18 protein-coding genes are annotated in these 18,504 nt (G+C 53.3%); 12 read left to right on the plus strand and 6 right to left on the minus strand.

What is annotated here, in order from left to right; genetic code table 11:
* Positions 1-40: 40 nt before the first annotated feature.
* Both PY990_RS07635 and PY990_RS07640 read right to left on the minus strand, forming a co-directional pair.
* Complete coding sequence (locus tag PY990_RS07635) at positions 41-949, minus strand: SDR family oxidoreductase (RefSeq protein ID WP_275271102.1); 909 nt, start codon at positions 947-949, stop codon at positions 41-43.
* Positions 950-1,055: 106 nt separating this feature from the next.
* Entirely contained in the window at positions 1,056-1,685 is a 630-nt protein-coding gene (locus tag PY990_RS07640; RefSeq protein WP_275271103.1) for a hypothetical protein, read from the minus strand.
* A 172-nt stretch (positions 1,686-1,857) separates the two neighbouring features.
* Between PY990_RS07640 and PY990_RS07645 the strand changes: the two genes are divergently transcribed.
* Positions 1,858-2,547, plus strand: a complete 690-nt coding sequence (locus PY990_RS07645) for an SDR family NAD(P)-dependent oxidoreductase (protein WP_275271104.1) — start codon at positions 1,858-1,860, stop codon at positions 2,545-2,547.
* 24 nt (positions 2,548-2,571) lie between these two features.
* On the opposite strand, the gene PY990_RS07650 is transcribed toward PY990_RS07645, so the two are convergent.
* Positions 2,572-3,192 (minus strand): TetR family transcriptional regulator, encoded by a 621-nt coding sequence (locus tag PY990_RS07650; protein WP_275271105.1) that lies wholly within the window; start codon positions 3,190-3,192, stop codon positions 2,572-2,574.
* 121 nt (positions 3,193-3,313) lie between these two features.
* Between PY990_RS07650 and PY990_RS07655 the strand changes: the two genes are divergently transcribed.
* The 11 genes from PY990_RS07655 (at position 3,314) to PY990_RS07705 (ending at position 15,365) form a co-directional block, all read left to right on the plus strand.
* Complete coding sequence (locus PY990_RS07655; RefSeq protein WP_275271106.1) at positions 3,314-4,561, plus strand: efflux RND transporter periplasmic adaptor subunit; 1,248 nt, start codon at positions 3,314-3,316, stop codon at positions 4,559-4,561.
* 10 nt (positions 4,562-4,571) lie between these two features.
* Positions 4,572-7,736, plus strand: a complete 3,165-nt coding sequence (locus tag PY990_RS07660) for an efflux RND transporter permease subunit (protein ID WP_275271107.1) — start codon at positions 4,572-4,574, stop codon at positions 7,734-7,736.
* Positions 7,729-9,174 carry an efflux transporter outer membrane subunit gene (locus tag PY990_RS07665; RefSeq protein WP_275271108.1) on the plus strand — a complete coding sequence of 482 codons (1,446 nt, stop codon included), beginning with the start codon at positions 7,729-7,731 and terminating at the stop codon, positions 9,172-9,174. Before PY990_RS07660 ends, PY990_RS07665 begins: the two co-directional genes overlap by 8 nt.
* Before the next feature lie 146 nt (positions 9,175-9,320).
* A complete protein-coding gene (locus PY990_RS07670) occupies positions 9,321-9,656 on the plus strand; it encodes a YegP family protein (RefSeq protein WP_275271109.1) in 336 nt (111 codons plus the stop codon).
* A gap of 149 nt (positions 9,657-9,805) precedes the next feature.
* A complete protein-coding gene (locus tag PY990_RS07675; protein WP_275271110.1) occupies positions 9,806-10,768 on the plus strand; it encodes a metal-dependent hydrolase in 963 nt (320 codons plus the stop codon).
* Between the two features lie 100 nt (positions 10,769-10,868).
* Positions 10,869-11,255 carry a hypothetical protein gene (locus PY990_RS07680; RefSeq protein ID WP_275271111.1) on the plus strand — a complete coding sequence of 129 codons (387 nt, stop codon included), beginning with the start codon at positions 10,869-10,871 and terminating at the stop codon, positions 11,253-11,255.
* Positions 11,256-11,318: 63 nt separating this feature from the next.
* Positions 11,319-11,603, plus strand: a complete 285-nt coding sequence (locus tag PY990_RS07685; RefSeq protein WP_275271112.1) for a hypothetical protein — start codon at positions 11,319-11,321, stop codon at positions 11,601-11,603.
* On the plus strand, positions 11,600-13,024 hold the full coding sequence (locus PY990_RS07690) for a TolC family protein (RefSeq protein ID WP_275271113.1): 1,425 nt from the start codon (positions 11,600-11,602) through the stop codon (positions 13,022-13,024). The genes PY990_RS07685 and PY990_RS07690 overlap by 4 nt, the downstream gene beginning before the upstream one ends.
* Positions 13,025-13,041: 17 nt before the next feature.
* Positions 13,042-14,454, plus strand: coding sequence for a multicopper oxidase family protein (locus PY990_RS07695; RefSeq protein WP_275271114.1), 1,413 nt, complete (start codon positions 13,042-13,044; stop codon positions 14,452-14,454).
* Positions 14,455-14,478: 24 nt separating this feature from the next.
* A complete protein-coding gene (locus tag PY990_RS07700; protein WP_275271115.1) occupies positions 14,479-14,973 on the plus strand; it encodes a cupredoxin domain-containing protein in 495 nt (164 codons plus the stop codon).
* A gap of 20 nt (positions 14,974-14,993) precedes the next feature.
* A complete protein-coding gene (locus tag PY990_RS07705) occupies positions 14,994-15,365 on the plus strand; it encodes a copper-binding protein (protein WP_275271116.1) in 372 nt (123 codons plus the stop codon).
* An 11-nt stretch (positions 15,366-15,376) separates the two neighbouring features.
* Here the strand turns inward: PY990_RS07705 and PY990_RS07710 are convergent, their stop codons facing one another.
* The 3 genes from PY990_RS07710 to PY990_RS07720 are packed head-to-tail and all read right to left on the minus strand — an operon-like array spanning position 15,377 to position 18,453.
* Positions 15,377-16,141 (minus strand): histidine phosphatase family protein, encoded by a 765-nt coding sequence (locus PY990_RS07710; RefSeq protein ID WP_275271117.1) that lies wholly within the window; start codon positions 16,139-16,141, stop codon positions 15,377-15,379.
* Positions 16,142-16,147: 6 nt separating this feature from the next.
* Positions 16,148-17,224: a phosphotransferase family protein gene (locus tag PY990_RS07715; RefSeq protein ID WP_275271118.1), complete on the minus strand. Its 1,077-nt coding sequence runs from the start codon at positions 17,222-17,224 to the stop codon at positions 16,148-16,150.
* A complete protein-coding gene (locus PY990_RS07720; RefSeq protein WP_275271119.1) occupies positions 17,224-18,453 on the minus strand; it encodes an acyl-CoA dehydrogenase family protein in 1,230 nt (409 codons plus the stop codon). Before PY990_RS07720 ends, PY990_RS07715 begins: the two co-directional genes overlap by 1 nt.
* Between the last annotated feature and the right edge of the window lie 51 nt (positions 18,454-18,504).

Here is an 18,504-nt window from a genome sequence, read left to right on the forward strand (position 1 = left end):
TGAGGGTGAGGCTTTGGTGTGTCAAGCCTTAAATGTTTGCTTATTTCTTGCTGGCCGCGGCGCGTGCGGCGTCTCGACGCTGAATCACCTCGGGCACGCCACCCAAATGAAAGCTGTTGAAAGCCGGGTTGGGTTTGCCAGTGCCCACTTGCCAAATACGGCGCGCGTTGGGGGCTGCGCCGTCGATTCGAATGCAGGAACCCGAGATGAATGAGGCCGCAGGGCTGCACAAGAACACCAATGCGCCTGACACCTCGGCTTCCAGCCCCAGGCGTTGCAGCGGGATGGTTTTGTCCAACTGCATAATGGTTTGCTTCATGGGCTCGGGGTAAGTGTCCATGCCACTTGATGCGATGAAGCCCGGTGCAACCGCATTGACGCGCACGGGTGCCCATTCATTGGATGCCGTTTCCGAAAAGTTCAGCATGCCAGCGCGTGCTGCACCGGAGTGGCCCATGCCGGGCATGCCGTTCCACATGTCAGCAATGATGTTGGTGATGGACATGTCGGACTCGCCCAAGTGCAACATCATGTACTGGTTGAATACCTCACGGGCCATGAGAAAGCCGCCGGTGAGGTTGTTACGCACCACAGTTTCGAAGCCTTTGCCACTGATCATGTTGAGCGGTGAGGGAAATTGTCCGCCTGCGTTGTTGATCAGGTGATTGATTTTGCCGTGGGCTGCCAACACATCGGCCACAGTTTCTTTTACCCGTTCCTCTTCACGAATATCGCAGCTGTGTAGCGAAATTTTGACGGCGCAGGTTTGCTCGATTTCCGCTTTCACGGTTTCAAGCTTTTCCATTTTTCGACCGACCAAGGCCAGGTCTGCACCCAGGCTGGCCAGTTCATGTGCGGTGCAGCGGCCTATGCCGGAACCTCCGCCGGTGACCAGCACCGTTTGTCCTGCAAACAGATTGGGGCGAAATACGGATTGGAAGCTGTTCAAAAGGGTCACCTGTGAATTGTGCTTGTTTGTTTTCAAACGATCGTTTGAATTTAACCATGCTTTTGCAGATCGTGCTTTCGCACGATCCGATTCACAGATGATTTTTTTACCGGCTGCCAGCGTCTGCCAAACGGAGGGTGTCTGTTTTGCTGAACATTTGATCAGCGAAGGCGATGGTGTGGGTGTTCAGTGCGCGGGAGCTGTCGTGCTCTGGGTCTCGTTTCGAAAAGTCGGTTCGAATCGATTTCACGCGCTTGTACACCACGTCGAAGTGCTCTGGCATCACTTTCTGTACATAGGCCAAGCCGACCAGATCGGCCAGTGTTTCTTCAAAATGAAGATTGTTCTTGAATTGAATGCCCAGGTGTTCTTGCAGTGCTTGCTTGGCGGCCACACGTTTTCCTTTTTCCGACATCAGGCAGTGAGTCAATTCATGGGCTGATGTGAATGCCAGAAATGCCGGCTCAGTGCCTTCATGACCTGAATCCAGAAAATGAGACCACACGCGCTTGGCGTCTGCATGCTGATTAACATGCAGCACGCAGGCCTTGATGCCGCTGTTAGTCAAAAATGGAGAGGGGTTGTTCATGGTGCTTTCTCGAACATGGATGCGATCGGTGTCGATGGCATAAACCTGCGCGAACTGGGCGATTTCCTCTTTCATGGCTGCCGTGTCGGGCAGGCTGACCTGGGGCGTGAACAGACTGACCAAACCAAAAAATAGACCGTTCCACATGACATGCTCCAAGAATTCCGGTGATGTCTTGTGAACGGCAGGTTTTGTTGAATTCAGCATTGCACCAATGCGTTGCCCTTAAAGGGGGTATTCAAAGGGGGTGGGGGCGTGAAAGGGCAGTGGCCGTGTCAAAATGCAGGCAATCAATCATTCAATGCGGGAGTCGATTTTCATGAGCAATACCAATCCAGTGGCGATTATTACGGGCGCAGCAGGCAATTTGGGTCAGGCGGTGGCCACCCACTTGGGAAGTTTGGGTTATCGACTGCTGTTGATTGATTTGCATCAGCCTGAGTGGGAAGGCGAGAGCGATGCTGTGTCAATCGGTAACGTGGACCTAACCTTGCCCGAGCATGCTCAAGAGGTGGTGAATCAAGCCTGGGAATATTTCGGTCAAATTGATGCAGTGGTGAATATTGCAGGTGGTTTTGTGTGGGAGCGTCAGGCTGAAAGCAGCCTGGATACCTGGAATACGCAGTACGCCATCAATGTGCAAACCAGCGTGAACATGTGCCAAGCCATATTGCCGCAGTTCCAGGATCAGCAAAGCGGTGTGATTGTCAACATTGGTGCGGCCGCAGCTGGCAAAGCCGCTGAAGGCATGGGGGCTTATTCGGCTGCCAAGTCAGCTGTGCTGCGTTTGACCGAAGCCCTGGCGGCGGAAAATAAACACTTAGGAATTCGCGCCAATGCGGTGTTGCCCAGTATTTTGGACACCCCCGCAAATCGCGAGGCCATGCCTGATGCGGACCCAGCCGATTGGGTCGCACCGGACTCTTTGGCCGGGGTTATTGGATTCTTGTTGTCAGATGTTGCCCGCGACATTAATGGAGCGGGCATTCCGGTCACTGGGCGGGTTTGAAAAGCCTGCCCCTGTCAGCCGGGGCTACTTTCTGTTGGCCAGGCCGTTGAGGTAATTGTCGATTGTGAATTCAGCCTGCTCCATCAGGTTGAACAAGTTGGGGCTGAGCACAAAGTTGGCAAAAAGCCCGTCAATCAGGGCATGCAAGCCAATCGCTGCCTGGCGGGCATTGGTGTGTGCAGGCAATTCGCCTTTGGCAATCGCGGCTTGAAAATCGGCTTCAATCGTTTGAATGCAGCCTTGAATGGCCTCTAGGTGCCTGTCTCGGATGGGCAACATGTCATCGACCATTTCTGCCTTGTGCATCACAATGTCAAAAACCCGCTGTGTGCGTGGGTCTTCTGCCAGCGTACGCACCACATGCATGGACCTTGTACGCAGGTAGGCCAACGGTTGTTGCTCGGGGTGCAGGTCGGGCGTGGCGATGAATTCATCCATCGGTAATATGACGCGTTGTAACATGGCATCAAACAGGTCGGCCTTGTTCTTGAAGTGCCAATAAATGGCCCCCCGCGTTAAATCCGCGGCCTTGGCAATGTCGTTCAGCGTAGTCCTCGATACCCCTTTTTCCGAGAAAACGGCTTCGGCCGTGTCCAGAATAAGATTCCTGGTTTCCTGCGCTTCTTCCTTCGTTTTTCTTACCACAATCGTCTACGCCAAATTGAAAAATTTATTTACATACACTCATGTATGTATGTATTATCTGACTTCTCGGTCATTAAATCAACCCGAAAAATTCCCACAAGGATATAACAGGGCACACATCATGCACAGCAACTCATTGAATTCAAAGCAAACTCAAGCTTCCCCCTACAGCCGCGCTTTTGCAGGAGCCACCCTTCTGCCCGCGTTGCTGGTGACTATATTATCCAGCGCCTTGTTGCTGGGTTGCGGCCAGGGTGCCGATGCCCAGGCCCCTGGTGGCCCCGGCGCTGGCCAGGCAGCACCTGTACCCGTGGTTGAGGTGAAAACCGAACCGCTGGAATTGACGTATGAGTACCCTGCCCAAATTGCCGGCCTGCGCGAGGTCGAAATTCGTGCACGTGTGGCCGGTATCATCGAGCGTCGCCAGTTTGAAGAGGGCGGTCGAGTGAAGAAAGGCCAATCTTTGTACAGCCTGGACAATGCACCCTACCAAACTGCCTTGGCCCGTGCTTTGGCCGATGAAAATGCGGCCAAGGTTCGTGCAGCCCAGGCCGAGCGAGATTACAAACGTGTCATGCCTTTGGCGGATAGCAAAGCGGTGTCGCAATCTGAATTGGACAATGCACAATCTGCATTTGAAGTGGCCAAGGCAGACTTACAAGTGGCGAGCGCTGCGGTGCGAACGGCTCGCTTGAACCTAGAGTATGCGCGTGTAGAGTCACCAGTCAATGGATTTGCAAGCCGCTCGCTTTACTCCGAAGGCAGTTTTGTATCAGGCCCTTCCGAGTTGTTGACCACGGTTACCCAGATCGACCAAGTCTATGTGAACTTTGGTATTCCTGAGAAAGACCACGAACAACTGCGCAAAGGCATTGCAAGTGGTGCAGTCGCCTTGAGCAATGGGGATTTGGTGGTTGAAGTGTTGGGTGCAGATGGCAAACCGATGGGTTTAAAAGCCAAGCTGGGCTTTCAGGATGTGCGTGTGAACCCAGCCACCGGTACTGTCGATGCGCGTGCCGTGTTGGCCAATGACAAGGAAGTGTTAAGCCCAGGACAATTTGTACGTGTGCGTGTAAGTGGCGCAGTGCAAAAAAACGCCGTGTTGTTGCCACAACGGGCTGTGCTTGAGAACCCAGCAGGTGGAAAAGTCGTGATGACAGTCAGCCCGGAGAATACTGTGGCACCGCGCCCGGTTCAGGTTGCGCAGTGGAAAGGTGACCAATGGGTGGTAACCGATGGACTGGTTGCTGGCGACAAAGTGATGACCGACGGTTTCATGAAGGCCCCACCCGGAACACCCGTACAACCCGTGATTGCAGGCGCCGATGCGCAAGACGCAGCACCAGCAGCCACAGAGCAGAAGCAATAAGGGGTCACACATGTTTTCGAAATTTTTTATCGACCGGCCTGTGTTTGCGGCCGTGTTGTCGATTTTCATCATGCTGGCTGGTTTGGCCGCCATGCGTGGTTTGCCAATCGCGCAGTATCCTGAAATTGCACCCCCAGTGGTGCAGGTTCGTGCAGTGTACCCCGGTGCCTCTGCGGAAGTAATTGCCAGCACCGTGGCAGCACCGATTGAAAACGCCATCAACGGTGTTGAGAACATGATGTACATGAGTTCGACTTCGGCCAGCAGTGGCGTGGTTGAAATCATGGTGACGTTTGAAATTGGCACCGATCCGGATCAAGCCGCTTTGAACGTGAACAACCGCGTGAAGCAAGTGGAAAATATCTTGCCGCAGGAAGTGCGCAGGCAAGGTGTGACTGTGAACAAGGGTTCATCGTCGTTCTTGCAGGTGTTGGCGTTTTATTCTGAAGACGGCAGGTTCGATGACTTCTACACCTCGAACTACGTGACCTTGAACGTGCTGGACCGTATCAAGCGAATTCCGGGTACCACCAACGTTCAAATTTTTGGTGCGAAAGACTACGCCATGCGCATCTGGATCAAGCCCGATCGCATGGCCCAGTTGAAACTGACTGCGGGTGATATCGCTGCCGCGCTGAATGAGCAAAACGCGCAGTTCGCAGCAGGCAAGGTGGGGCAAGCCCCCAACAACAATGGCCAGGAACTGGTCTACACCATCACGGCGCAGGGACGGCTGCAAGATGTTGAAGAGTTCGAGAATGTGTTGATTCGGGTGAATGCTGACGGTTCTTCATTGCGCTTGAAGGACGTGGCCCGCGTGGAATTGGGTTCCAAGGATTACGACTTTACCGGTCGTATCAATGGCAAGCCAGCGACGCTGGTTGGTGTGTTTTTGCAGCCCGGTGCCAATGCGCTTGAAGTGGCTCAAACCGTGAAAGGCACGGTGGATGAAATTGCGGCGGACTTTCCAGAAGGTCTTAACTATGCCGTACCTTATGACACCACACGATTCGTAGAAGTGTCGATTCGCGAAGTGGTGAAAACGCTGATTGAAGCGATGATTCTGGTGTTCATCGTGGTGTATGTGTTTTTGCAAAACTGGCGCGCCACGCTGATTCCAATTCTGGCTGTGCCCGTGTCCCTGTTGGGTGCGTTTGCTGGCTTGTACCTGTTGGGCTATTCCATTAACACACTGACCTTGTTCGGCATGGTGCTGGCCATCGGTATTGTGGTGGACGACGCCATTGTGGTGCTGGAAAACGTTGAGCGAATCATGCATGAGGAGGGCTTAAGTGCCCGCAAGGCTGCGATTAAGGCCATGCAGGAAGTGACGGGCCCGGTGATTGCGATTGTGTTGGTGTTGTCGGCTGTGTTTATTCCAATTGGTTTCCTCGGTGGTTTGACTGGTGAGCTGTACCGCCAGTTTGCGATCACGATTGCGATTGCGGTAATTGTGTCCGGTATTGTGGCGCTAACCCTGACACCAGCATTGTGTGTGATGTTGTTGAAACATGAGCACAAAAAACCCGGTAAATTTTTCACCTGGTTCAACGACTGGTTTGGCCGTGTCACGACCAAATATGTCGGTGGCGTGAAGTTCATCAGCATGCGTCCGGCCATTGGTATTGGCCTGTTTCTGGTCATGCTGGTGGTGACCGCCGGTTTGTTCAGGGCTACACCCGGCTCATTGGTGCCCGATGAAGACCAGGGTTACTTCATTGCCGCGGTGTTTTTGCCCGACGGTGCCACCTTGCAGCGCACCGACAAGGTGGTGGCTGAAGTGGTGGATGCAGTGGCCGCCAACCCGGCCAACGAGTATTCCGTGGCATTCACTGGGTTCGACTTTTTAGGCGGCAGCTTTAAAAATAACGCAGCCACTATGTTCGTGACCCAGCGCCACTGGGATGAGCGCGAAGCTGTAACCGGGGAGCTGGTGGGTGAATTGTTTGGCCGCACGGCCGGCATTCAGGAAGGTTTGGTGCTGGCCTTTGCCCCACCTCCAATCTTCGGTTTGGGCAATGCAGGCGGTTTTGAGTTTTACATTCAAAACCGTGGCGAAGGTGGGCCGGCAGAATTGGCCAAGGTGATGAACGACTTCATTGCCAAAGCCAACAAAGATCCGCGTTTGGCGGGTGTACAAACCCTGTGGCGCCCAGGCACACCACAGTTGTATGTGGATGTAGACCGCGAGCGTGCCCGCGCCATGGGTGTGAATGTGAATGAGGTATTTGATACCTTGTCGGCAAGCCTGGGCACGTACTATGTGAATGACTTCAACAAATTTGGCCGTACCTGGCAGGTGTTGATGTCGGCGGATGCGCAGTATCGCAAAAGCCCAACCGACATCGGCAATATGTATGTGCGTTCCAACAAAGGCGAGATGATTCCAATTTCCGCCTTTGCAAAAGTGGAGTTTTCACAGGGGCCAGAAACTTTGGAACGATTCAACAATCTACCCGCAGTGAAATTGCTGGGCAGTGGCGCACCCGGGGTGAGCTCCGGCGAAGCCATCAAGGCTATTGAAGACATTGCAGCAGAGGTGTTGCCCGACGATTTCAGCTACGACTTCTCGGGTGCTTCCTTCCAGGAAAAACGTTCTGCGGGTTCTTCAAGCTTCGCTCTGATCCTTGGTGCGTTGATGGTGTTCCTGATTTTGGCGGCACAGTATGAAAAGTGGACCTTGCCGTTCTCGGTGTTGCTGGCCATGCCGTTTGGTTTGTTTGGCGCCTTGCTGGCAGTGTGGATGCGCGACATGACCAACGACGTGTACTTCCAGATTGGCTTGGTGACCTTGTTGGGCCTGGCTGCCAAGAACGCGATTTTGATTGTGGAATTCGCGGTGCTAAAACGAGAGGAAGGCATGAGTGCATTGGAGGCCTCTCTGGAAGCAGCCCGTTTGCGGTTCCGCCCCATCCTCATGACCTCTTTTGCGTTTATTCTAGGGGTCGTTCCGCTGGCGTTCTCCAGCGGTGCAGGTGCTGGCGCGCGAACAGCGGTTGGCACTGGTGTGATGGGTGGCATGACCGCCGCCACGCTGTTGGCAATTTTCTTTGTGCCCCTGTTTTACCGTCTGATTGACAGAAGTGAAAAAGGTGGACGACACCATGGTGATGAAGAGGAAGCAAATGATTCATCCAATCAATCTACAACGAACAAAGGGGGCGAGCATGTTTAAGGCCCTTCCAAAAACCGCGATCGCTTTGGGCTTGACCTTGGCGTTGACGGGTTGTGCTTCCAGCATTCCTCTGCTGGACAGGTTCACCGCAAAGCCTGAAAAGTCGACCGAGGTCGTAGTGCCTGAGAACGCCAAAGGCGTTGGTATGAGCCAGGTTCAAAACGAAGCCTGGTGGCTGTTGTTGGGTGATCCTGCGTTGACTCAAGTTGTTGAACAGGCCCTGAAAAACAACACCGATGTGCGTTTGGCCAATGAGCGCTTGAATGAAGCCGGTGCCGTTCTTGGAATTGCGAAATCCCAGAAATGGCCATCTATTTTCGGTCAGTTCACCACTGGCCGAAACCGCCCGTCGCAAGCGGGCAATGTACCGGTGTTTGGTGGTCAGAATGTGTACGAAAGCAATCAGTTCGGGATTGGCGCCACTTGGGAGCTTGACCTGTGGGGGCGCATTGGTGCCCTGGAAGATGCAGCCCGTGCTGGCTTTATGCAACAAGGCTACAACGTACGGGGTGTGCGTTTGAGCGTGGCTGCTACGGCTGCCTCGCTTTATACCCAAGTGCGTGTGTTGGGTTTGCAAGTGAAGGTACTTGAGCAAACCCTCGAAAGCCGGGACTCGGCCTACAAACTCGCCAAGCAGCGTTACGACGTGGGTTTGAGCAATGAACTTCAATTGCGCCAGACCGAAGCGGAATTGTTGGCAGTGCGTGCGCAGTTGCCCGACACCCGGGAACAACTGGCCCGCGCACAAAATGCGCTGGCGGTGATTGTCGGCGGAAACACACCGGAGTTGCCCAACTTGGCCGTGGAAAATCTGGAATTGACCAAGCTGTTCATATTGCCGGAAAACACACCTTCAGAATTGTTGCTGCGTCGCCCCGATTTGGCTGCGGCTGAACAACAATTGCTGGCTGGCGAAGCCAACCTGGAAGCGGCCCGCAAAGCCTTTTTCCCTACAATCGGTTTGAGTGCATTTGGTGGACGTGAAAGCGCAGATTTAAGCGATTTGTTCAGCGGCCCAGCCCGAGTGTGGAGTTTTCAGACTCAAATTACACAGCCAATTTTCCAGGCGGGTCGTTTGTTTGATGAAAGAGACGCAGCCGTGGCGCGCCGCAATCAAGCAGTGTTGCAGTATGAAGCCAGTATACGTACTGCATTCCAGGAAATTTACGACGCCATCGTGGCACAGCGTGAAGCACGTGAGCGCTTGCAGGCGCGACAGGAGCAGGTTCAAACCCTGACCCAAGTGGTTCGCTTGGCGCAGTTACGCGTCGACAACGGCGTGGCCAACCAGCTTGAATTGCTGGATGCCCAACGCAATTTGTTGAATGCACAACTCAGTTGGGCATCGGCCTGGCAGAGCCAGCAAGGCGCAAGCCTGGCGATGATTCGAGCTTTGGGCGGTGGTTTCAATGCCGAACAGGTGGCTTTGAAAGAATAAGCGCCTGAACGATGCAGTACCTCAAACGGCGACCGGGCAACTGGTCGCCGTTTTTGCTTGATGCATTGAACTTTCACGGGCCTGTGATATAACCGAAATGGGTTAACCCATAGCATTCACCAAACATTCAAGCAAAGGAGTTGGAGATGGCAGGTTATTTCGAATTAAGCAAAAGCAGCGATGGTCAGTTCAAATTTGCCTTGAAGGCGGGCAACCATGAAACCATTTTGACCAGCGAACTCTACAAAACCAAAGCCGCCGCTGAAAACGGAATTGAGTCAGTTCAGAAAAACTGCGGTGAAGCATCACGTTATGAGAAGAAGGTCGCTGCCAACGGCAAGCACCATTTCAACTTGAAGGCTGCCAATCATCAAATTATTGGTTCCAGCCAGATGTACGCCAGCGAGGCTGCATGCGACAACGGCATTGAGTCGGTGAAAATCAATGGCAAGTCGACCACGGTCAAAGATTCGACAGCCTGATTTTGATTGCGAATCATGCGGGGGTTGCACCGCATGGTTTGCCGCACTGCGGTAGAGCAAATCCACTATCGGTTCTGTCACTTCCCGGTTATGATCAAACGATGACATCGAAGAATGTCATCTTAAGCAAAAACCGTCGGAGACCCACCATGACCGCCACCACTGCTGCGCGAAAAAAAGCCGCGCGTCCCGCGTCCAACACTGATGTGCCTTTGAAGCAACGCAACGTGAAATTTGATTGGTCGGAAACACCGATTGACTGGATTCCCGATGAGCCCTATGCAAGCTATTTCATCAACGAAATCAACCTGATTTTGCCTGCTGGCGAGTTTTGGTTTTGTCGGCTGTACAACAAGGCTCTGCCCTTGGTGACCGATGAAAAACTGAAAGAGGACGTACGCGGATTCATCAAGCAGGAAGCGATGCATGCACGTGGGCACAGTTCAGCCACTGAGGAATATCTAGCCGCGCGCGGCATCAAGACCGAGCGTAATCAGCAATTGATGAAATGGTTGTTTGATGTGGTGCTGGATGACACGCCTTTTGGGAAAAAAGTGCCAACCTGGCTGGAGCGCCGTTGGTTGCTGGCCCGTCTTGGCTTGGTAGCCACCATTGAACACATGACCTGCGTGTTGGGCATGTACGTGCTGGAAAACAAAAAATGGGACGAGCTGAATTCAGACCAGGTGTTGCTGGACCTGATTCGCTGGCATGGTGCTGAAGAAGTGGAGCACCGCAGTGTGGCTTTTGATTTGTACAAGCATTTGGGTGGCGACTATTTGTCACGCTATTACCTGGCGGCCATTGTAGTGCCGATGATTATTGGTCTGTGGGTAGATGGCGCGGCCAATATTGCCGGGCAAGATCCCCGTTTTGCCAAGAAAAAACCTGCGGTTTACAAGCCATGGATGTGGGTTGAATGGTTCAAGGCTTCGCGCAAGGAGTTGTTGCCCAATCCACTGTGGCTGGTGATGCAGCAGTTGCCTTATTTCAGCCCATGGTACGATCCATCCAAAGAGGGTTCGACCGAATTGGCGCAGGCCTATTTGAATCAGTCCCCGGCTGCCATGGCTGCTGGGGCGATTGCTGCGAACATGAAGGTCCCGGCCTAAGCTTCCCACAGGGGGAAGCTTCCGAACTTTCTACAGCTTGCCCTGTCCTAACCCAGATGGTATGTTCCGGGTTATGACAAAAATGGTTCGAACTCTTTTCATGTGGCTTATGTTACTTGCGTTGCCCGTTCAGGGCATGGCGCAGGCCAGCATGTTTGCGTGCCATTTGAATGGAAATTCAAGCAGCACCGGTCAGGCAATCGACCACAGCACCATGCACCACAGCGAAATGAACCACGACGGCATGGACCACAGCATGCACGACATGGTGGATCATGATGATCCTGACTCGTCCAAAAAATTGATGAAGTCGCTGCACGGTTGTTGCAACTGCGCGCCCACCTGTGCTGTGGTGCTGTTGCCGGTAGCACAGGCCAGCTTCAATGCCATTCAGCAAGACATGCTGCACCCCGTTTCTTCGCCGCAACTTCCGCATTCCGCCGACACTCGTCGGATTGATCGACCGCCCAAAACCCTCGCCATTTGATTCTTGGGCATGCCGGGCCACATTCGCCTGCATGCCTTGTGTATTAAATGATTGCGAGGATCTATGAAGTCCCATTTCTTATTCGCACCCCTGTTACTCGCCTTCGCATCGTCTGCGAATGCCGAACAGACGGTGCAAGAACTTGAATACCGATCGGCTTTCGAGGGCTATCAAGCCTATTCCGATTCTGAAATACAGAACTGGCCCAAAGCCAATCAATTGGTTGATGAAATTGGCGGTTGGCGTGTGTATGCACGCGAGCCCTATGAAGACCAAGAAAAAGACAAACCGGCCAGCGCGCAAGACCCATCCAAAACCCGGTCACACAATCACGGAGGTGCGCAATGAACACCCACCGTATTTTGAGGAGAACGACGGTTGCGCTTGCGGTGCTTGTGTTGACGGGCTGCGCCACGGTCAATATCAACGAGTCTCTAGACCAAACCAATCAAGAGCTGAGTGGCTTCACTCAGGGCAAGATGAGCCTTGTTCAAACCGATGAACAACGCCAGGCCATGGCAACCAAAGCCAGCGAAATACTGAAAGAACCGTTGAGCCAGCCTGCTGCGGTGGAATTAATGTTGACCCACAGCCCGCAGTTTCAAACTGTGTTGGCCGAGAACTGGGCACAAGCCGCGCAAGCTGCACAAAGCGGTCGAATTCACAATCCGGTTTTTGCTTTCGAGCGTTTGCGGATCAAGGATGAGCTGGAACTGGGGCGTTTGCTAAGTTTTGGCCTGCTGGATTTGCTGAGTTTTCCCGCACGCCAGGGAATTGCCCGCACGCAACTTGACCGGGCGCAGTTGCAATTAACCAGCAGTGTGGTGGACCAGGTGACCCAGGTTCGCCAAGCCTGGGTAGATGCAGTTGCCGCCCAACAGGCACACACTTATGCTCAGCAGGTGTTTGAAAGTGCTCAAACCAGCGCTGAACTGGCCCGCCGCATGCAGGAAGTGGGCAACTTCACCCGCTTGCAACGCGCACGCCAGCAAAGCTTTTATGCCGATGCTGCGCTTAATCTTGCTGCCACACGGCACAAAGCCACAGCCACCCGCGAAGCACTGGTGCGAATGTTGGGGTTGAACACCGAGCAGGTTGCGCAGCTGAAGTTACCCGATCGCCTGCCCGATTTGCCTGAGGCGCCCAAACCCGCGGCTGATGTGGCCAAGCGGGCTGAGAATCGACTCGATGTGAGGATGGCCAAGCTGGGCTTTGATGCCAGTGCAAAAGCGCAGGGATTGGGCAATGTGGCCAGTTTTCTGGATATTGAAGCTGGCATCCGTTACGACACCGTTTTTGAAAACGACACCGGTGAGCGCAACAACAAAAAAGGGTATGAACTTGAATTGGCCCTGCCAATTTTCGATTGGGGCGGCATGAAACGGGACGCCTTCAATGCCAACACCCTGGCTGCTGCCAACCGGCTTGAAGCCACGTTGCGTAGTGCGCAATCCACCCTGCGGGAGAGCTACTCGGCTTACCGCACCACCTACGACATTGCACGCCACTACCGCGATGAAATCATCCCACTGCGGCAAACCATTGCCGATGAAAATGTGCTGCGTTACAACGGCATGTTCATTGGGGTGTTCGAGTTGTTGGCGGACAGCCGTGACCAGGTGAATGTGGTGGTGCAGGCCATCAACGCTCAAGCTGATTTTTGGCGTGCTGACGCTGCTTTGCAGGCCACTGTGGTGGGCAAGCCCATGATGGTATCAGTCAGTGGCGCGTCTGCAAGTGCTGGCGGTGATGCTGGCGGTGGCCACTAAATGAAAGGACATTCAACATGACTTCGAGACGAGAATTTTTCAAGGCCGCTGCACTAACTGGCGGCGCGGTGGCTGCGGCCAGTGTCAGCAAGGTGGCGATGAGCGCTTTGCCTGAACCCATTTTACAAACATCGCCTGACACCATGCCCCCCTTGGTGCCCAACACCGGGCGCCCTTACAACCCGGTGGTGACGTTGAATGGCTGGACATTGCCTTGGCGCATGAACAACGGTGTGAAGGAATTCCATTTGGTGGCTGAGCCCGTCTTGCGGGAAATGGCACCGGGCATGACGGCCCACCTTTGGGGCTACAACGGGCAAAGCCCCGGCCCTACCATTGAAGTGGTGGAAGGCGACCGCGTGCGGATATTTGTGCCCAACAAACTGCCTGAGCACACCAGCATTCATTGGCATGGCCAGCGCTTGCCCAACGGCATGGATGGTGTGACCGGTTTGAACCAGCCAGGTATTCCAGCTGGTAAAACCTTTGTGTATGAATTTGAAGCACGAAGGCCTGGTACCTTCATGTACCACCCGCATGCCGATGAGATGGTGCAAATGGCCATGGGCATGATGGGTTTTTGGGTAACACACCCCAAGAACAAAAATCCGTTGATCAGCGAAGTGGATCGGGATTACTGTTTTTTGTTGAATGCCTATGACATTGATCCTGGAGCTTACACACCGAAAATCATGACCATGCTGGATTTCAATTTGTGGACCTGGAACAGCCGACTGTTCCCGGGTATTTCACCACTCGTCGCTCGCAAGAATGATCGAGTCCGGATTCGTGTTGGTAATCTGACGATGACTAATCACCCCATTCACATTCATGGCCATGAATTTGAGGTGACTGGTACCGATGGTGGTCCAACACCGAAAAATTCACGCTGGCCTGAAGTCACTGTGGATATTGCGGTGGGCCAAATGCGTCAAATGGAATTCATCGCCAACGAAGAAGGCGACTGGGCATTTCATTGTCACAAAAGCCATCACACCATGAATGCGATGGGCCACGATGTGCCCACCATGATCGGCGTGGACCACCGGGGCATGACCAAGAAAATCACCAACCTGATTCCGGACTACATGGCCATGGGTGAGCGGGGTATGGCCGACATGGCAGAAATGCAAATGCCGCTGCCCGACAACACCATTCCCATGATGACGGGTGACGGCCCTTTTGGTTCGGTGGAAATGGGCGGTATGTTCAGTATGCTGAAAGTGCGAAAGGATCAAAAACCCGGTGATTATTCCGACCCTGGTTGGTACAAACACCCGGAGGGCACAGTGGCCTATGAATTTACGGGTGAACTGGCCAAACCCAAACGCAGCAGCAACGCCGGGCAGCCCAGCATGAAGTTGGCGCAGAAGAACCAGCCACATATTGAGTTGCAGGTGCGTAAACCCACTGGGCATTCAGGCCACTGATCGTTTTTACGTAAAGGAATGTAAATGTTGAAATTATTCGGAGTCCTGATTGCCTTTGCTGCGTTATTGGGAGGAGTGAACAATGTTGCACTTGCTCATGGCGAAAAGAAAGGCAGTAACGCACCAGTGGTGAAAGAACAAACTGATTGGGGCGTTGCGGGTGATGCCGCGAATGTGATTCGAACTGTCGACGTCAGCATGGGCGATGACATGCAGTTTCAGCCTGGCAAGCTGGAGGTCAAGCAGGGCGAAACCATTCGCTTCCGGGTCAAGAACACTGGCAAGTTATTGCATGAGTTTGTAATTGGTACACAAGCTGAGAATGCAAAGCATGCGGAGTTGATGCTGAAATTTCCTGGCATGGAACACGATGAGCCTTATATGACCCATGTGGATCCAGGCAAAACAGGCGAGATTGTTTGGACCTTTAACAAAGCAGGCGAATTTGAATTCGCATGTTTGATAGCAGGTCATTTTCAGGCGGGCATGGTGGGGTCAATCACCGTGGCGGCCAAATAACTTTTTGTAGGAGTAATACCATGAAAAATACATTGAAACTGAGTGCAATTACCTTGGCTTTGTTGGGTGCAGGTGCTGCTTATGCCGCTGACCACACTGTGCACGTTATTGAGAATCAGCAACGCATGGAAGCTGAAGCCAAGGCCAAGGCGAAAGCTGCTTCTCAAGCTGAAATGGCCGATGGCGAAATTCGCAAAATCAACAAGAACACCGGCAAGATCACCGTGAAGCACGGTGAAATCAAAAGTGTTGAAATGCCACCTATGACCATGGTGTTCGGTGTGGCCGACAAAGCCATGCTGGAAGGCTTGAAGGAAGGTGACAAGGTGAAGTTCAATGTGAAGCAGGAAGGCTCGAACTACACCGTGACCGAGATCAAGAAAGCACAGTGAGTGCTTGATTCCTATCGGTAAGAAATCAGGCCATTGGGTTTGGCAGCAAATGCTTCCAGCCCATTGGCCTGATCTGCCAACACGCCAGCAATTTCACCTTCAAAATGGGCTTGCTCGTTGAAGCTAGCCAGGCTTATGCCACGCTGACCAAACAATAGTTTGCTGACACTGCAATTGGTAATCATCCAGTTCAAATTGAATGCGTTGGTATCGGGCAATTGCAACAGGTTTTGCGCAACTGCCGTAATTGGCCCACCCGAGGTAAACACTGCCACATTCGCTGAACCTGTTCCGTGTTTCAGCTGCATCGCTTGAGCGGTCACTAAGCCCAAGCCGCTCATTACCCTGGCTTTGAAGCCACGCCAACTTTCCGGGTAGTCGGTGTCGTGTTCACCGCTCACCCAACGCGCGATCGCTTTCTCGAAGATTTGTTGAAACGCCTTGCGGGGGTCTGCGTTCTGCATCACCTGTTGTTCGAACGCATCGGGATTGTCGTACTGACCAATCAGCGCCTGCAATATCGCTTCATGGTCGTATTCGTTTAAACCGGCATGTTGCACCGGTTCTTGAAACACACCATAGGTGCTTGCAAAAGCCTGTGCGGTTTGCAGGTGCCTATTCATGCTGCCGCTAAAAAAACCATGCAGTCGAATTTTGCGCGCTTTGAACCAGGCACCCAGCTGAGCTGCCTGAAGTTGTCCAAGCTCAGACAAATTGTCGTAATCCGCGCTGTCGAAACTGGCTTGCCCGTGGCGAATTAAATAGATGGTTCCCATGCGTATTCAACCTGCTTTCTTGATGAGCGATTTACATCGCCAATCAAAATAATTCACCATAATCCAGAAGTTTTTAAATGCAGGATTGCGTGTTTGCTTGTGGTGGTAGCGGTAATAAATTTGTTGTGCAATCACGGCGATTCGGAACAAGCCGAACACCTCGTAGAAGGTCCAGTTGTTGGTGTGTATTCCAGTTTTCTGCATGTAGTAGTCCACCATTTCACGGCGCGTCATCATACCGGGCAGGTTGGAAGGTTGTCGTTGCAGCATCTTCATCAAGAAGTTGTCGTCACCCTGCACCCAGTAGGTAATCACACTGCCCAAATCCATCAGCGGGTCGCCCACAGTGGCCAATTCCCAGTCTAGAGCCCCAATAATTTCGGTGGGATTGGTCGGGTTCAGCACCACATTGTCCAGCCGCCAGTCGTTGTGAATCATGCACAGTTTCACATCGTCGGGGCAATTCATGTCAAGCCAGCGTCTTACCTTGTTGAATGAACTTACATTCCACGTGCGTGCCTTGTCATAGCGCTGGTTCCAGCCGTCAAGCTGGCGGCGTGTGTAACCACTGCCCTTGCTTAAGCTATTCAGTCCGCTGGTGTGAATGTCGATTTGGTGAAGCTCAATCAGGCGATCCAGAAAGTTGATGCTGAGTTGCCGGGCCTGTTCGCGACTAAGCTGCACGCCACGCGGCATGTGCTTGCGCGGAATAATTCCCTCGATTCTGTGCATCACGTAAAATTCACTGCCAATCAGCGACTCATCGGCGCAATGCCCCACCATATTTGGCACATAGGGATACACTGGTTTTAACAGGCTTTGAATGCGAAACTCGCGGCCCATGTCGTGTGCACCTTTGGCTTTGGTGCCTTTGGGTGGACGGCGCAGAATCAAATCGGCTTCGGGGTATTTCAAACGGTAAGTCCAGTTGGAAGCGCCACCAGAATATTGCGTTAACTCTGGCTTGTCGCTCAGCGTTAAACCTTTCGCGCGCAGCCAGCCCGTTACCACGTCGGTATTTAACTCTTCGCCCTGGCGAACCGCACCACCCGTGTCGATGACCGATTTTTTGGACTCGGTCATTATTTAAACCCTCGCTTCATCATTTCAATGCGGGCAATTACTCCTTTGTGAACTTCATCGGGGCCATCGGCCAGGCGCAAGCTGCGCGCCTGAATGTAGAAGCCAGAAAGCGGCGTATCGCGGCTAACACCCGCTCCACCATGCATTTGAATGGCCATGTCTACCACCTGCTCAAGCACATTGGGCGCTACTACTTTAATGGCTGCAATCTCTGTCATCGCACCCAGTGCACCGAGTTGATCCAGCTTCCATGCGGCGTAGAGAGTTAACAAGCGGGCCTGGTCAATGGCCAGCCGTGCTTCAGCCACACGTTCGCGGTTGCCGCCCAAATTAATCAAGGGCTTTCCAAACGCCACGCGCGAAATGCCGCGCTTGATCATCAGGTCCAGCGATTCCTCGGCCGCACCAATGCAGCGCATGCAGTGGTGAATGCGGCCAGGCCCCAAGCGGCCTTGCGCAATCTCGAATCCTTTACCCAGGCCCGCGATCACATTACCCAAGGGCACGCGCACATTGTTGAACTCCACCTCGCCATGGCCATGGGGTTCATCATAAGTGCCGAACACGGGCAGCATACGCTTGATTGAAACGCCCGGAGTATTCAATGGCACCAGCACCATGGTGTGTTGGTGGTGGCGGTCCAAATCCGGGTTTTCTGTGCGTGCCATCACAATGGCGATTTTTGCACGCGGGTCGCCAATGCCACTGCTCCACCACTTGGTGCCGTTGATCACCACTTCATCGCCTTCCAGCGTGGCGGTGGCTTGCATATTGGTGGCATCGCTGCTGGCCACATCGGGCTCTGTCATGCAAAAAACAGATCGGATTTCGCCTGCCAGCAGAGGTTCCAACCACTCTTTTTTCTGCGCGTCGCTGCCGTATTTCCACAGCACCTCCATATTGCCGGTGTCGGGTGCATTGCAATTAAACACTTCAGGTGCCATCAGGCTTCGGCCTGTTTCTTCGGCCACCAGCGCGTATTCCATGGTACTCAGGCCCGCACCCAGTTTGTCATCGGGCAGGAACATGTTCCACAAGCCCGCCTCGCGCGCCTTGCTTTTCAGGGCCTCCATTTCAGGGGGAATACGCCAGTTGTTCCACTCGCGGCCATTGCACTGGGCTTCAATTTTGTCCCAGTAGGTGGCTTCAAGCGGCGCAATTTCGTTTTTCATGAAGGCGCGAACGCGCTTTACAAAGTCTTGCGCCTTGGCGCTGGGTTCAAAATTCACAACGGGTCTCCTGATTATTTTGATGGTTCGGCTTGTTTCCTCCGATATCAT

The organism is Limnobacter olei (assembly GCF_029087225.1).
Classification (GTDB): Bacteria; Pseudomonadota; Gammaproteobacteria; order Burkholderiales; family Burkholderiaceae_B; genus Limnobacter; species Limnobacter olei.